General features: G+C 58.8%; 17 protein-coding genes. 10 read left to right on the top strand and 7 right to left on the bottom strand.

The features are described from left to right. Positions 1-21 precede the first annotated feature (21 nt). Together QRN38_RS09195 and QRN38_RS09190 are read left to right on the top strand one after the other, a co-directional pair. Positions 22-1,185, top strand: coding sequence for a 1-acyl-sn-glycerol-3-phosphate acyltransferase (locus tag QRN38_RS09195; RefSeq protein WP_005768804.1), 1,164 nt, complete (start codon positions 22-24; stop codon positions 1,183-1,185). A gap of 306 nt (positions 1,186-1,491) precedes the next feature. Next, positions 1,492-1,698 (top strand): hypothetical protein, encoded by a 207-nt coding sequence (locus QRN38_RS09190; protein WP_003379241.1) that lies wholly within the window; start codon positions 1,492-1,494, stop codon positions 1,696-1,698. An 80-nt stretch (positions 1,699-1,778) separates the two neighbouring features. Here the strand turns inward: QRN38_RS09190 and QRN38_RS09185 are convergent, their stop codons facing one another. Then, positions 1,779-2,360, bottom strand: coding sequence for a YajG family lipoprotein (locus QRN38_RS09185; protein ID WP_003379235.1), 582 nt, complete (start codon positions 2,358-2,360; stop codon positions 1,779-1,781). A gap of 228 nt (positions 2,361-2,588) precedes the next feature. Here QRN38_RS09185 and QRN38_RS09180 point away from each other — a divergent pair, with 228 nt between their 5' ends. After that, positions 2,589-2,822, top strand: coding sequence for a hypothetical protein (locus QRN38_RS09180; RefSeq protein ID WP_005736543.1), 234 nt, complete (start codon positions 2,589-2,591; stop codon positions 2,820-2,822). 719 nt (positions 2,823-3,541) lie between these two features. Then, entirely contained in the window at positions 3,542-5,050 is a 1,509-nt protein-coding gene (gene mqo / locus QRN38_RS09175; protein ID WP_005768808.1) for a malate dehydrogenase (quinone), read from the top strand. 82 nt (positions 5,051-5,132) lie between these two features. Here the strand turns inward: mqo and QRN38_RS09170 are convergent, their stop codons facing one another. Next, positions 5,133-6,029, bottom strand: a complete 897-nt coding sequence (locus QRN38_RS09170; RefSeq protein ID WP_057415408.1) for a homocysteine S-methyltransferase family protein — start codon at positions 6,027-6,029, stop codon at positions 5,133-5,135. Between the two features lie 110 nt (positions 6,030-6,139). Between QRN38_RS09170 and QRN38_RS09165 the strand changes: the two genes are divergently transcribed. Continuing rightward, on the top strand, positions 6,140-6,961 hold the full coding sequence (locus QRN38_RS09165) for an ABC transporter substrate-binding protein (protein ID WP_007244110.1): 822 nt from the start codon (positions 6,140-6,142) through the stop codon (positions 6,959-6,961). Next, positions 6,958-7,791: an amino acid ABC transporter permease gene (locus QRN38_RS09160; protein WP_005768815.1), complete on the top strand. Its 834-nt coding sequence runs from the start codon at positions 6,958-6,960 to the stop codon at positions 7,789-7,791. Before QRN38_RS09165 ends, QRN38_RS09160 begins: the two co-directional genes overlap by 4 nt. A 183-nt stretch (positions 7,792-7,974) precedes the next feature. Here QRN38_RS09160 and QRN38_RS09155 read toward each other — a convergent pair whose 3' ends face one another. The 3 genes from QRN38_RS09155 to QRN38_RS09145 form a co-directional block, all read right to left on the bottom strand. After that, complete coding sequence (locus QRN38_RS09155; protein WP_005768817.1) at positions 7,975-8,262, bottom strand: PA4642 family protein; 288 nt, start codon at positions 8,260-8,262, stop codon at positions 7,975-7,977. Between the two features lie 66 nt (positions 8,263-8,328). Next, positions 8,329-8,823, bottom strand: a complete 495-nt coding sequence (locus QRN38_RS09150) for a hypothetical protein (protein ID WP_005768818.1) — start codon at positions 8,821-8,823, stop codon at positions 8,329-8,331. A 65-nt stretch (positions 8,824-8,888) separates the two neighbouring features. Then, complete coding sequence (locus QRN38_RS09145; protein WP_005615224.1) at positions 8,889-9,446, bottom strand: hypoxanthine-guanine phosphoribosyltransferase; 558 nt, start codon at positions 9,444-9,446, stop codon at positions 8,889-8,891. A 207-nt stretch (positions 9,447-9,653) separates the two neighbouring features. On the opposite strand from QRN38_RS09145, the gene upp reads away from it, so the two are divergent. Beyond that, entirely contained in the window at positions 9,654-10,292 is a 639-nt protein-coding gene (gene upp, locus QRN38_RS09140) for a uracil phosphoribosyltransferase (RefSeq protein WP_005736551.1), read from the top strand. Positions 10,293-10,296: 4 nt separating this feature from the next. Then, a complete protein-coding gene (locus QRN38_RS09135; protein ID WP_044393200.1) occupies positions 10,297-11,574 on the top strand; it encodes a uracil-xanthine permease family protein in 1,278 nt (425 codons plus the stop codon). Positions 11,575-11,683: 109 nt separating this feature from the next. Here the strand turns inward: QRN38_RS09135 and hemH are convergent, their stop codons facing one another. Beyond that, entirely contained in the window at positions 11,684-12,706 is a 1,023-nt protein-coding gene (gene hemH / locus QRN38_RS09130; protein ID WP_005768824.1) for a ferrochelatase, read from the bottom strand. A gap of 23 nt (positions 12,707-12,729) precedes the next feature. Continuing rightward, positions 12,730-13,632 (bottom strand): TIGR01777 family oxidoreductase, encoded by a 903-nt coding sequence (locus QRN38_RS09125; protein ID WP_005768826.1) that lies wholly within the window; start codon positions 13,630-13,632, stop codon positions 12,730-12,732. A gap of 287 nt (positions 13,633-13,919) precedes the next feature. Here QRN38_RS09125 and QRN38_RS09120 point away from each other — a divergent pair, with 287 nt between their 5' ends. Both QRN38_RS09120 and QRN38_RS09115 read left to right on the top strand, forming a co-directional pair. Beyond that, entirely contained in the window at positions 13,920-14,906 is a 987-nt protein-coding gene (locus tag QRN38_RS09120; RefSeq protein WP_005768828.1) for an NAD(P)/FAD-dependent oxidoreductase, read from the top strand. Beyond that, a complete protein-coding gene (locus QRN38_RS09115) occupies positions 14,903-15,118 on the top strand; it encodes a TIGR02450 family Trp-rich protein (RefSeq protein WP_005768830.1) in 216 nt (71 codons plus the stop codon). The genes QRN38_RS09120 and QRN38_RS09115 overlap by 4 nt, the downstream gene beginning before the upstream one ends. Positions 15,119-15,391 lie beyond the last annotated feature (273 nt).

Genomic DNA, 15,391 nt, shown 5'->3' with positions numbered 1-15,391 from the left:
CGTTTCAAACAAGAGAGCATGATGGGCGAATTCGATGCCATCCGACCTTACAACGACGCAGAAGTCCCGGCCGTCCTGGCACGCCTGCTGAGCGACAAAGCCTTTCTCGCCATCCTGACCAAATTCCGTTTTCCTCGCCTGGCAGGCACGCTCGGATGGATCCTGCAACCCACCCTGGCACGCAAGCTGCGCCGTGAGTTTGCCGGCATCGACTCGGTCGCCACGTTGCAGGACAAGGTCGAATATTACGTCGATCACACCATCGAGCGCGCGACCGACGGGGTGACGTACACCGGCGTCGAGCAGCTCAGGTCCGGTTGTGCCTATCTGTTTCTGGCCAACCACCGCGATATCGTGATGGACCCGGCGTTCGTCAACTATGCCGTGTACCACGCAGGCTTGCCCACTCCGCGTATCGCCATTGGCGACAACCTGCTGCAAAAGCCGTTTGTCAGCGACCTGATGCGCCTGAACAAGAGCTTCATCGTGCACCGTTCGATCATCGGACGTCGCGAAAAAATGGCGGCTTACCAGTTGCTGTCGGCGTACATCAATCACTCGATTACCAAGGATTGCCAATCCATCTGGATCGCCCAGGCCGAAGGCCGCGCCAAGGACGGTGATGATCGCACCGAGTCGGCAATCCTCAAGATGTTCCACATGAGCCGCAAAGACGAGCCGTTTGGCGACGTGATTCGCTCTCTGAACCTGATTCCGGTCTCGATCAGCTATGAGTACGACCCGTGCGACAGCGCCAAGGCCCGCGAGCTGTATATCCGCGCCACGACGGGCTCTTACATCAAGACGCCTGGCGAAGATGATGTGAGCATCGCTCTGGGGATCACCGGCTACAAAGGCCGCGTGCACGTGAATTTTGCGCCGCCGATCACCGAACAGTTCGATGACACCAAGCAACTGGCCATTGAAATGGACCGGCAGATCCTCGGTGGCTATCGCTTGTTCCCGGTGCACTACCTGGCGTACGCGCAATGGAGCGACGCTGACCCCAGCCTTGAAGTACCGCCAGCGTCTGAAGTGTTTGCGGCCGACGAACTCGAGCGCGCCAGAGATGAATGGGAAGGTCGCCTGGCGGGCGTGCCGGCCGAGCACCGCCCTTACCTGATTCAGCAATACGCGACACCGGTGCGCAACCAGTACCGCGTCAAGGCGGGGTTGGCACTCTAAGAACCGCGCCAGAATGCCTGTCGTACCCATGCTCCGCGTGGGTACGCCGTTCTGGGCGCTCTGCGTCCGGTCTTGAGCGCCTCAGCGCGTGGTGACACAGAGCTTCACCCAACATGCATTGACTCGAACACCGCCTTCGCGAGCAAGCGAAGCGTCGTTTGGCTCGCTCCCACAAGATGCGCGAGAAACATGCAGCCGCGGAAACATCCTGCATGACAATTCGCTGCCGTTGTCACTCAAGCGTAACGTGGCACCCGCATTGTGTGGCTCCTCGAGAAACGGACTTCACTCTTTTTGGAGCTTGTCATGCTGCACGCAAAAAATCAGGATCGCCTTTATCTCATTGCCCAGAGCGATGAGCAGCAGGAGTTGATCGACGGCTTGGCCTTCAACGTGCAGGACCGCCACTGGCTGGTCTATTGCGCCCTCGGCGGGCATGTTCACCATGACCTGCCGGATCTGGATCAGGACACCGGTTTCAGTTTTCTGGATTTTTATCAGCAGGCGGCTTGAGGCCTACCTCAGCCACATACCAGAAAACAAAAAGCCCGGCCCCTTCAACAAGGGCCGGGCTTTTTGTTTAGCGCTGAAGCTTACTGCGCCAGGGTCGAACCGATGGTCGGATCCTGGAACACGCGAGTCAGTGCGTCGCTCAGCACGTCACTCACCAGCTTGGTGTTGGTTTCCTGATTCGGCGCCATGCCGAAGCGTTGATCCAGCGACGCTGCATAGCGACCGCTGTAGCTGCGACCGTTATTACGCACGTCAGCACGGAACGTCGAGCTGATGGTGGCTTCAGTCACGTACAGGCCTTCTTTTGGCGACTGATATTTCAAGTCCGCCAGGGTCACGGTCAGTTGCGGAGCATTGCCACCCTGAGTAGGCGTGAAGCCCAGCAGGCGCACGGCGGCCTCTGCCTGAGCCTGAAGCTTGGGAACGATGTCGGCACCGGTGACGCTGATGGCGCTGGTTTCCGGGTACATGCCTCCGCGAGTGCCCAGCGTCGGACCAGGACGGCCATCGACTACGCGCACGACCACCGGCTGACCACGGCCTACTGCCGCAAGCTGTGCGTTGAGCTTGGGCGTGGGGCTGAGTTGTTGCGGACTGTGGGCACAGCCCACCAGGGTCAAACTGCTTACAGCAAGCAAACCGAACAAAATGCGACGCAGCATGCTCATTTCTCCATGGGCCAGACACTGAATGTGCCGCAGTATAGCGGCCTGTAACAGCCGCTCACCAGAGGCCGCCGACCGTTAAGCGTCGGACATTGGCCGCGCAGCAGGGTTCAGGCAGCCGCTCCTGCAATGATTCAGGCGGCGCAATGTAATCAGGGCGTCACATCCTCGCGGCAGACTCGTCTTCATCGCACAGACGTTCATTCACGTCACAGGAGCTGCGCCATGAATCTGTTCCGGTCCTTGTTCACTGCACGCCATCAGCACCGCCACTATGCCCGCATCGACCAGGCCGGCATCTGCCGCGCGTTCAAGCATTGCGCGCAACGCCCCTCCGGCGTCGAGTGGGTCGAAGTGACCGAGCAACGACTGGGCTGGCTGAATCAGCCACTGCCCGCCAGCGCACGCGCGACGCAGCGTAGCGCACGCTCAACGCGCGGCCAGTTGCTCACCGCCTGACCCGATAGCGAATAAAAGTCATTTAAAGCGATCAATTCCTGTCATTTCATCGCTATAATCTTCCCCCGATTATAAGGACGTCTCCTGATCGGGCCTCGCAGCATCGCTAATCGCCGTATTAGCTCCTTCGTACTGCCCACAGAGAGCCGCCCACACAGGTCATTTGCGCACGAGTGTGCTCGATGAAAGGTGAAGAATGCTCGAATCGTATCGAACCTTTCTCGCCTGCCAGCGCCTCACTCTTTATGCTCCTGACTTGCCAGCGCTGTCATCGCAGCCATTTTGAGGTTTGGTTCACGTTCCCAAAAGGACGTGAAAAACGGGTTTCACTACTTCACAAGAGTGTGGCGAGCAAATGAATAGGTACGCGTTTGTAAATGCACCATCAGCGTCTGAACCGGCCCCTTTGAACAGGGCTGACCGCGACTGCGCCTCCACAACCGGAGCCTGACGCCATCGACAGGTGCAGTCCGTTGCCGGGCTCCCTGACGATGGTCGAATGGCCTCGCGGGCTTGAAAATGCGTTCATGCTTAGCTAATGAACCCTCCCCAAGCCTGACCGGGACCTGCGCTTTAGATGCGAAAAATTGCGAAGAATCGGTCAGGCGATCCTGGCCAGGAAAACGAGGGCAACCTTTTGATCGGTCCCCGCCCACCTGGCATCCAGCCTCAGGATCGTATGCCGTCAATTTGGTGCTGCAGATTTTGGAGACGCGTTAATGGCGCATAACGAAGCAGTTGATGTAGTACTGGTCGGAGCGGGCATCATGAGTGCCACGCTGGCGGTATTGCTCAAGGAGCTCGACCCCGGCCTCAAGCTGGAAGTCGTTGAGCTTATGGATTCCGGTGCTGCGGAGAGTTCCAATCCGTGGAACAACGCCGGCACCGGTCATGCCGGTCTGTGCGAGCTCAATTACACGCCGCCTGCGGCTGATGGCTCCATCGACATCAAGAAAGCCGTGCACATCAATACCCAGTTCGAGGTCTCGAAGCAGTTCTGGGCCTTTCTGGCGCGCAAAGGCACTTTCGGTTCGGCAAAGTCGTTCATCAATCCGGTCCCGCACCTGAGTTTCGTGCAGGGCGAAAACGGCATCTCGTTCCTCAAGACCCGTTTTGAAGCCATGAGCAAGCACCATGCGTTTTCTTCGATGGAATACACCGAAGACAAGGCAACGCTGGCCGAGTGGATGCCGCTGATGATGTCCGGCCGCGCTGCAGACGAGAAAATCGCCGCAACGCGCATGTTGAACGGCACTGACGTCAACTTTGGCGCGCTGACCAATCAACTGCTCAACCACCTGTCCAGCGCGCCAGATACGCAGATCAAGTACCGCAGCCGTGTCACCGGCCTGACCCGCAAGGGCGCAGGCTGGACCGTGATGGTCAAGGACGTGAACGGCGGCGGCACGCGTGAGATCGACGCCAAATTCGTGTTCCTCGGCGCAGGCGGTGCGGCATTGCCGCTGCTGCAGATGTCGGGCATCGAAGAGAGCAAGGGCTTTGGCGGTTTTCCGGTCAGTGGCCAGTGGCTGCGTTGCGATAACCCGGAAGTGGTAAAGCATCACCAGGCCAAGGTCTACAGCCAGGCCGCCGTGGGTTCGCCGCCGATGTCGGTGCCGCACCTGGACACTCGCGTGGTCGATGGCAATAAGTCCCTGTTGTTCGGGCCATATGCCGGTTTCACCACCAAGTTCCTCAAGCATGGCTCGTTCCTCGACCTGCCCCTCTCGGTACGTGTCGCCAACATCAAACCGATGCTGGCCGTCGCTCGTGACAACATGGACCTGACCAAGTACCTGGTCAGCGAAGTGATGCAATCGATGGAGCAACGCCTGGAATCGCTGCGTCGCTTCTATCCAGAGGCAAAAGCCGAGGACTGGCGCCTGGAAGTGGCGGGGCAACGGGTGCAAATCATCAAGAAAGATGCGAAAAAAGGCGGCGTGCTGCAATTTGGCACCGAGCTGGTTTCTGCGCAAGATGGCTCGCTTGCCGCACTGCTCGGCGCATCGCCCGGCGCTTCGGTTACGGTGTCGATCATGCTGGAGCTGATTGAACGCTGCTTCCCGGAAAAAACCCGCACCGAGTGGGCGAGCAAGCTCAACGAGATTTTCCCGGCGCGGGAAAAGATTCTGGAGACCGATGCGCAGTTGTACGAACGCGTCAGCACCCAGAACGACGAAGCGTTGGAGCTGGTCGAGAAAAAAAGTCAGGAGCAGAGCTTCGCCTGACTTGCTCATTGCCGCGTGAAAGCGATGTAAACAAAAAGCCCCGTGAGCTCTTCCGAGCCACGGGGCTTTTTGGTTGCTGCCGTCAGAGCTTTTGCGACAGCACCGCAATGTGCTCCGGGCCAATCCCGCAGCAACCGCCGATATGCGTGGCACCGCGCTTGACCCAGTCCGCAGCCCACTGCTGATAACCCTGCGGGTCAAGGTCTTCGCGCAGTTCATCCAGGCCATCGTTGGCCTTGGCGTCCTTGGGCTGCGGCGGGAACGCATTGGCGTATGCACCAATGGCGATGTCAACGTTCAGGGCGTTGAACACCTCACGCGCCGCATCAATCGCAGCGCCGATCACTTCTGGCTGGCTGCAATTGAACAGTAGCGTTGCCACGCCCATTTCGGCGGCAGCCTTTGCCGCATCGGCCACCGGTTCGCCGGAACGCAGGCGCGGGACGTCGTCGGTGTCTTCATCCTGGAGGGTAAACGATAGCCAGAACGGCTTGCCGTCAGTGGGCAGACCGGCGCGGATCGTTTGCGCCTCAAGAATGCAGCTCTGCGTCTCGGCCAGCCACAGATCGACATACGGCGACAGACCGGCCACCAGCGGCTTCAAGACATCAGCGGCCAGTTCCGGCTGGTACAGGTCAGGGCGATAGGAACCGAACAACGGCGGGATGGAACCTGCGACCAAAGCACGCCCACCCGAGGCGTCGGCTGAACCACGCGCCAATTGCCCGGCCAGTGCAGCCAGCGCCTGACCTTCACGGGCGAAACGCTCTTCGCCGATATGAAAGGGCACCACGGCATAGCTGTTGCTGGTAATGACCTGAGCGCCACTTTCGATATAAGCGGCATGTACCGCACTGACGGCGTCAGGTGCTTCGCTCAAAGCCAGCGCCGACCATTCGGGCTGGCGAAAGGGCGCGCCGCGACGCTGTAGCTCGCGGCCCATGCCGCCATCGAGAATCACAGTTGAGCGCTGGGTCATATATGATCTACTTATATGTATATGAAAAAAACTCATTATGAGTCGGCCTTATATAACGTATTTAATACGTTCCTTTAATCAAACTACAAACCTTTTTTCAGGGGATATCTGTGAATTATCGCGCGCTGCTGGGCATTGGCCTGGTCACTCTGGCTGCCTCCACTCAAGCCCTGGCCGGTGCCACGCTGGATCGCGTGCAGAAAAACAAAGAGCTGGTCAACGTCCTGATGGAAAGTTACCCGCCCTTCTCTTTCCTGAATGACAAGAACGAACTGGACGGTTTCGACGTGGATGTCGCCAAGGCCGTGGCGCAGAAGCTGGGCGTCAAGTTGCGCCTCGAAACACCATCATGGGACGTCATCGCCGCAGGTCACTGGAGCGGCCGTTACGACATCTGCGTCTGCTCGATGACCCCAAGCAAGGCTCGTGCTGAAGTCTTCAACTTCCCGGTCGAGTATTACGCGTCGCCTGCGGTGATCGTGGTCAATGCCAGCGATGACCGTATCCATTCAGCCAAGGACCTGAGCGGCAAGAAAGTCGGCCTGACCAGCGCGTCGAGTTACGAGAGCTACCTGAACAAGAACCTGGTCATCGACGGCGCGGAAGACAAGCCGCTGCAGTACCCGTTCGACGACGTGCAGATTGCCCCGTACGACAACGACAATGTGGCGTTTCAAGACTTGGGGCTTGGCGCTGGCAAGCGGCTGGACGCGATACTGACCAATCTGGTGACGGCAAAACCGCGCCTGGATCAGGACAAGCGCTTCAAACTGGCGGGCGAAACGCTGTACGAAGAACCCAACTCCGTGGCCATCGAAAAGAACGACCCGGAATGGGACGCCAAGGTTCGCGAGGTGTTCGCCGAGCTCAAGAAAGACGGCACCCTGAGCACGCTGTCGCAAAAGTGGATTGGCGCTGACATCAGCAAATGACTTCTTTCGAGCCCCAACGCCCACCCGAGCAGGCTGATCAAGGCCTGCTCCAGCGTGTCTTCGGTTTTCGCACGCGGCTGTACCTGACCTGGCTGGTCATGTTTGTGCTATTCGCCGGGTTCTTCCTGAGTTTCGATCTGAAGCTTGCGATCATTCTCGACAAACTGCCCAATCTGATCGGCCTGCATCTGGCACCCAACGGTTTCCTGCAAGGCGCGGCGCTGACGCTGTTTGTGTCGGTGTGCTCGATTGTGGTTTCAGTGCTGCTGGGTTTTGTCACCGCGCTGGCGAGGCTGTCCAGCAGCGCCGTAGCGTTTGGTATCGCCAGTTTTTATGCGTCGTTTTTTCGCGGAACGCCGCTGCTGATCCAGATTCTGCTGATTTATCTCGGCTTGCCGCAACTGGGCATCGTGCCCGGCGCAATCGCGGCGGGGGTTATTGCGCTGTCGCTCAACTACGGCGCCTACCTGAGCGAGATCTTTCGGGCAGGCATCATCGGCGTTGCGGCCGGCCAGCGTGAGGCAGCCCTGGCTCTGGCGCTGCGCCCGACGCAGATCTTCTGGCGCGTCACCCTGCCCCAGGCAATGCGCACGATTATCCCGCCGACCACCAACCAGTTCATCTCCATGCTCAAGGATTCGTCACTGATCTCGGTGATGGGCGTCTGGGAAGTGATGTTCCTGGCACAGTCCTACGGCCGCTCCAGCTATCGATACATCGAAATGCTGACCACCGCAGCGGTGCTGTACTGGATCATGTCGATCGGTCTGGAGTTGTTGCAGTCGCGGCTGGAAAAGCATTACGGCAAGGCGTATCAGGCGCGCAAATGACTGCAACTATTGTCCCTACGCTCCGTGATACACACAAGTTCGCTCTTGATTCCGGCCAAAGGCCGTGGGAGCGGACTTGTCCGCGAAGGGGGTCGTATAATCGCCGAAAATGCATCGACTAAAACACCGTCTTCGCGAACAAGTTCGCTCCCACCTGAAAAGCGTTTCAGCCAAATTCAGGTTTCAACCGCGGGCTTTTTCGATCAGTTCGATGTATTCATCTGCATTGCGCTGGTCCTTGATCAGGGCGATGAAGTCGTTGCCCTGCTCGTCCTTGCCATCGAAGTCATGGCCTGCTTCCTTGAAGAACACCAGAAAGCGCTCGAAATCATTGATGCGCAGGCCACGGTAGGCCTTGATCAGTTTGTGCAGCGACGGCGAGGTGGCATCGTACGGCTCGAAGTCGAGGAACAACTTGATCTGCTCATCGCCAATCTCGTCCCCAATCAACTGCTTCTTATCTTTACGCATTACAGGCTCCAACTTGTCGCAGACACTTTCACGGGCGGGCAGTTTACCCTCCAGCGAGCGCAGGGCTCAACGCGCATGTGCAGAGGTGGTGTGCAGATCAGCCCAGATGTGGCCGTTGGCGTAGCTGAGGAACTGGCAATAGACTTTTTCATTGCGCAGCAAATCCACCAGCACCCGGTATTGAGACAACGGGTAATACAGCATCAGGGTCCGGGACGCCTCGTCGTAGGTCGGCTTTTTCAGGCTTTTGCTTTCGCCGCCATCAAAGTGCACAAGCACCTGAGCAATCGACGCGCCCTTGTTCAGCGACTTGCCTTTGAGGCGCAACGACAGGGGGGAAGTGACCGGAATCGGCTGCTGGCTGGATTGCCTCTGATTACCGGCAACGATGGTGTACTCGGTCACCTGCATCAACTGTTGCTGTTCCGGCACCCCCTCACGCAGGTTCAGGTCGTCAGGCGGCAGGTATTGGTCGTGCATGGGGCCTACCGATACCGGTGCAGCGACGGTCAGGCCAGACAACAGCACCAACGCCAGAGCGCCGGGGATCAGTAACTTCATTGAGGGTTTCCAGATAATTGCGAATTGACGACCGCCCCTTTTGCAGAAGCGGCCGTCAGAATGCCTCACATCCCCTTGACCGCATAGATGCCCGCAGCATTACGCCAGTAGCCTTTGTAGTCCATGCCGAAACCGAAGATGTAACGGTCGATGCACGGCAGACCGACGTAATCGGCTTTCAGGTCCGGTCGGGCCTTGCGGTCGTGGTCTTTGTCGATTAGCACAGCGGTGTGCACAGCGCGCGCGCCGGCGTGTTTGCAGAAGTCGATGATCGCGCCCAGGGTGTGACCCTCATCGAGGATGTCGTCGATGATCAGCACGTCACGGTCGATGAACGAGACTTCAGGCTTGGCTTTCCAGAACAGATCGCCGCCCGTGGTTTCGTTGCGGTAGCGCGTCGCGTGCAGGTAAGACGCTTCCAGCGGGAAGTTCAGGTGAGTCAGCAGCTTGCCCGAGAAAATCAGGCCGCCGTTCATCACGCAGAACACAACCGGGTTGCGGTCGGCCAGTTCGGCATTGATCTGCGCGCCGACGCGGGCAATGGCAGCATCCACTTCAGCCTCGGTGTACAGGCAGTCAGCTTCGCGCATGATTTGACGGATGTGCTCGAGATCAGCGGACATGACGCTCTCCAGGTAGGGCAGTTGAAGAAAAGCGGGCAAAGGTACGCATCCGCTCAAGCCAGAGCAAGCGATTCTGGACTAACGTTGCGAGTGTCTTCTAAAAGCCGCGAACGTCCTGGCCTTGAGACAATACTGCACGCGCGGTAAGACAGTAACAGTTGAATAGATTAATCTAGACCGATTTTTTGCCCGCTGGAGCCTTTGCCAATGCCCATTCGTGAGATCCGTCATCCGCTGATCCGCCACAAACTCGGCCTGATGCGCCGCGCCGACATCAGCACCAAGAATTTCCGTGAGCTGGCTCAGGAAGTCGGTGCCCTGCTGACGTACGAAGCGACCGCCGACCTCACTCTGGAAAGCTACGATATTCAGGGCTGGGCTGGAACCGTCTCGGTGGAGAAAATCGCCGGCAAGAAAATCACTGTTGTCCCGATCCTGCGCGCCGGTATCGGCATGCTCGACGGCGTGCTCAGCCTGATTCCGGGTGCCAAGGTCAGTGCCGTGGGCGTCGCCCGCAACGAAGAAACCCTGCAGGCGCACACGTATCTGGAAAAACTGGTGCCGGAAATCGACGAGCGCCTGGCCATGATCATCGACCCGATGCTGGCCACTGGCAGCTCGATGGTCGCGACCATCGACCTGCTGAAAAAGGCCGGCTGCAAGGAAATCCGAGCCATGGTCCTGGTCGCTGCACCGGAAGGTATTGCGGCAGTGGAACGGGCGCACCCGGATGTGATGATCTACACCGCGTCCATCGATGAGCGTCTGAACGAACACGGCTACATCATTCCGGGCCTGGGCGATGCCGGTGACAAGATTTTCGGCACCAAGCAAAAGGACGCGTAACCCGATGACGCAGCAGGAGTTCAACGATCCACTGTGGCGCACGATCCTTTCCGGTGCGCAAATGCTCTTTGTGGCCTTTGGCGCGCTGGTATTGATGCCGCTGATCACCGGGCTCGACCCTAACGTGGCGCTGTTCACGGCAGGCCTTGGCACGTTGTTGTTCCAGATTGTCACGGGCCGCCAGGTGCCGGTTTTCCTGGCATCAAGCTTTGCTTTCATTACCCCGATCATCCTCGCCAAAGGCCAGTTCGGCCTGGCCGCGACGATGGGCGGTGTCATGGCGGCGGGCTTCGTTTATACCTTTCTTGGCCTGGCGGTGAAGATCAAGGGCACCGGGTTCATCGACCGTCTGCTGCCTCCGGTGGTGATCGGGCCGGTGATCATCTCGATCGGTCTGGCGATGGCGCCGATTGCGGCCAACATGGCGATGGGCAAGACCGGGGATGGCGCTGTGCTGATCCCCTATCAGACCGCCATGCTGATTTCGATGCCTGCGCTGCTGACCACGTTGATCGTGGCGGTGTTCGGCAAGGGGATTTTTCGTCTGGTGCCGATCATTTCGGGCGTACTGGTGGGTTTCGCGCTGTCGTTCTACTTCGGCGTGGTCGATACCAAGAAGATTGCCGACGCAGCCTGGCTGGCCATACCGCATTTCACCGCACCGGAATTCAACTGGCAGGCGATTCTGTTCATCGTTCCGGTCGCACTGGCCCCGGCCATCGAACACATAGGCGGCGTGATTGCCGTCGGCAGTGTGACCGGGCGCGATTACCTGAAAAAGCCAGGCCTGCATCGCACGCTGTTCGGCGATGGCATCGCCACCACGGCGGCGGGCCTGTTTGGCGGCCCACCCAACACCACTTACGCCGAAGTTACGGGCGCGGTGATGCTGACCAAGAACTACAACCCGCAAATCATGATCTGGGCGTCGTTCTTCGCCATCACTTTGGCGTTCATCGGCAAATTCGGTGCGTTGCTGCAAAGCATTCCGGTGCCGGTCATGGGCGGAATTCTGTGCCTTCTGTTCGGCTCGATTGCTGCGGTGGGGATGAACACACTGATTCGCCACAAGATTGACCTGTCCGAAGCACGCAACCTGGTGATTGTTTCCGTGACGCTGGTGTTCGGCATCGGTGGCGTGCTGATCGGCACCGGCAACGGCCCGAACGATTTCGGCCTGAAAGGCATCGCCCTGTGCGCCATCACCGCGATCATCCTCAACCTGATCCTGCCGGGGCACGACAGCTGGAAGCACAACAGGCCGGATGATCAGTTGCTGTAACGCCTTGAGCGTGAGGAACGATAAGCGTCTGGAGGAACACTAGCGTGCCCATGCTCCGCGCGGGCACGCCGTTCTGGACGCTCTGCGTCCGGTTGTGATGTGCAGCGCGTTACAGCATCAGCGGTGCGCGCTCGCACAGTCGGTTCAGTTCTTTTGCCCAGTTCGGGTCGTCGTTCAGGCACGGCACCAGTATCAGTTCCTCACCGCCCGCTTCCTTGAACTGCTCGGCACCGCGGTCGCCGATCTCTTCCAGTGTCTCGATGCAATCAGCCACGAACGCCGGGCACATGACCAGCAGTTTCTTCACGCCTTGCGCCGCCAGCTCGTCGAGACGCGCTTCGGTGTAAGGTTCGATCCACTTGGCGCGTCCGAGGCGCGACTGGAATGACACCGACCACTTGCCATCGGGAATGCCCATGCGCTTGGCGAAAGCTGCCGCAGACTGCAGGCACTGAGCGCGATAGCACGTTGCAACCACTTGGGCAGGTGCGGTCATGCAGCAATCGTCCTTGAGGCAATGCTTGCCCGTCGGGTCGCGTTTGTGCAAATGCCGCTCTGGCAAGCCATGAAAACTCAATAACAAATGATCGTAGGGCTGCTCAAGGTGAGGGCGTACGCTTTCTACCAGAGCACTCACATATTCAGGCTGATCGTAGAACGGCTGCAAAACCGAGAACTGCATCTTCAAGGATTTGGCGCGCACCACGCGCTTGGCCTCTTCGATCACCGTCGTCACGGTACTGTCGGCGAATTGCGGGTAGAGCGGCGCAAGCGTCACCTTCTTGAAACCCTGTTCCGACAAACGCGTCAGCACGGTTTCAATGGAAGGCTCGCCATAACGCATCGCCAGTTCGACCGGCCCGTGCGACCACTCTTTCTTCATGGCCTGTTGCAAGCGCTTGCTCAATACCACCAGCGGTGAGCCCTCGTCCCACCAGATAGACGCATAGGCATGCGCAGACTGCTCGGGCCGTTTGATCAGAATCAGAGACACCAGCAGCCTGCGCAAAGGCCACGGGATGTCGATCACATAAGGATCCATCAGGAACTGGTTCAGGTAACTGCGCACGTCTGCCACTTGCGTAGAGGCAGGCGAACCCAGATTGACCAGCAACAAAGCGTGATCGGTCATGCAACATCCTATTTCGAAAGCGTTCAGTGGCGACCCAGCAAATCCTGCAGGGCGGTGTCGAGTTCGGTGTACTTAAACGTGAAGCCAGCTTCCTGCAAACGTTCCGGCCGGGCGCGCTGGCCACCGAGCAGCAATACCGACAGCTCGCCCAGCAACACTTTCAGGGCCAGCGCCGGCATCGGCATGAAGGCAGGCCGATGCAGAATACCTGCCAGTGTCTTGGCAAACTGGCGATTGCGCACCGGTGATGGCGCACACACATTATAAGGACCCTTTGCTTCATTAAGATTCAGCAAAAAATCAATGGCCGCGATTTGATCCTGAATGTGAACCCACGGCATCCACTGCCGGCCATCACCAATAGGCCCGCCCATGCCGAATTTGAAGGGCGGCAACAAACGCTGCAGAAACCCCGCGCGATCCGACAACACCAGACCGGTGCGTATCAGCACCACACGCACGCCCAGCGACTCGGCACGCAGCGCGGTTTCTTCCCAGGCGTTGCACAACTGGCTGGCAAAATCTTCTTTGGCAGGGGGCGAGGCTTCATCGATTTCGCGTTCGCCACTGTCGCCGTACCAGCCCACCGCAGAACCGGAAATCATCAGCGCAGGCTTTTGCGTGCGGGTGCCCAGCCATGTGAGCAACTGCTCGGTCAGACCGACACGGCTTTCCCACAACAACAAACGGCGCTTGCGGGTCCAGGGGCGATCGGCAATCGGTGCACCGGCCAGGTTGACGATGGCATCCACCGGCTGCTCACCCAGTTCATCCAGCCTGGCAATGCCACGCACGGACGGGCCGCACAGCTCGGCAACGTCAGCAGGTTTTCGGCTCCACACAGTCAGCTCATGCCCCTGAGCAGACCAGAAACGGCAGAGCGCTCGTCCTATCAAACCTGTACCACCGGTCAGCAATATGTGCATGGCAGATAACCTCGCGTGGCGTGCATGACAATTGAGTAGTCTTATTTTTACCAGTGACGCTGGCAGTGACGTTTATCCGGAAAACGAAACTGTCACCAGAACCATAGGCCAGACCTGAATGAGCTGCAGTTTTGACCGCTTGTTCAGGCGACTGACCGGTTCGACCCTGCAAGTTGCAATGTGACTCAACCCACAGTGTCTTGAATCACTGCAACTTATACCAAACAAGAAGATTGTACAGGTTTTAACTACGGCGTAGTCTGTACAGACAAGGTAACGAGGCCCCTATGACTGTCCCTATCGCAATCATCGGTACCGGTATCGCCGGACTTTCAGCAGCTCAGGCGCTCACAGCGGCCGGGCATCAGGTGCACCTTTTCGACAAGAGCCGCGGCAGCGGCGGTCGGATGTCCAGCAAGCGCAGCGACGCAGGTGCGCTGGACATGGGTGCACAGTATTTCACTGCGCGTGACCGACGCTTCGCCACTGCGGTCAAGCAGTGGCAAGCCCAGGGGCACGTTGCCGAGTGGACACCCCTGCTTTACAACTTCCACGCTGGCAGGCTCAGCCCGTCGCCGGATGAACAGGTGCGCTGGGTCGGCAAGCCCGGCATGAGCGCGATTACCCGCGCCATGCGCGGCGACATGCCGGTGTCATTCTCGTGCCGCATCACCGAGGTGTTTCGCGGCGAAGAGCACTGGAACCTGCTGGACGCCGAGGGCCAAAATCACGGCCCGTTCAGCCATGTCATCATCGCCACCCCTGCCCCGCAGGCCAGCACACTGCTGGCTGCCGCACCCAAGCTGGCCAGCGTGGTGGCGGGCGTCAAGATGGACCCGACCTGGGCGGTTGCACTGGCCTTCGAAACCCCGTTGCAAACCCCCATGCAGGGTTGCTTCGTGCAGGACAGTCCGCTCGACTGGCTGGCCCGCAACCGCAGCAAGCCGGAACGCGACGACACGCTCGATACCTGGATTCTGCACGCCACCAGTCAATGGAGCAGGCAAAACCTTGATGCATCCCGTGAACAGGTCATCGAGCACTTGCACGGTGCTTTTGCAGAGCTGATCGACTGCACCATGCCCGCCCCGGTGTTCAGCCTGGCGCATCGCTGGTTGTACGCGCGGCCTGCCGGCGCTCATGAATGGGGCGCGCTGTCGGATGCCGATCTGGGTATTTACGTGTGCGGCGACTGGTGCCTGTCGGGGCGTGTGGAAGGCGCATGGCTGAGCGGCCAGGAAGCGGCACGCCGGCTGCTGGAACACCTTCAATGAACCAGATCAACCCACGTAAACTGCTGCTGTCAAAATGGACGGCAGCCACTCCGCAAAACCGCGAAAAGCATTTTCTGGTGACCGAGCTGTTCAAGGATGAAGAAGGCGTGGTGCTGGAGGTAGAGCTGCAGGCCGTGCTGACTCAACGCAGTGAGCGCATGCCCTGGCAGGTGTTGCAGCAGGCGGATGCGTGGCGGATGGGCTGGAAGTAGCGGGTTTGCGCGGATTCAGATGATAATCGTGCCGATGCTCTGTCACTTACGTCGCACTCTGCGTCGTCAGTGCCATCGCGATCAAAAAGCCCTCTGATTATCAACTATCGTGCGACGCTCCGCGTCGCATGCAGTTCTGAATGCATGTTAACGCAGTATTGGCACTAGCCAGTTGGGCGCTGCCTTCAAAACCCTCTACAAAGAATTTGACTTGTACACCTATCCCCCTATGATGAGGATAAGTTGTACAGCACAGTTAATCTGTACAAGTCT

The sequence above is a fragment of the Pseudomonas sp. CFBP2511 genome, from assembly GCF_030209255.1.
GTDB classification, from domain to species: Bacteria; Pseudomonadota; Gammaproteobacteria; order Pseudomonadales; family Pseudomonadaceae; genus Aquipseudomonas; species Aquipseudomonas avellanae.
Note: the sequence above shows the minus strand (reverse complement) of the source record. Positions and strands in the feature narration are given on the sequence as shown.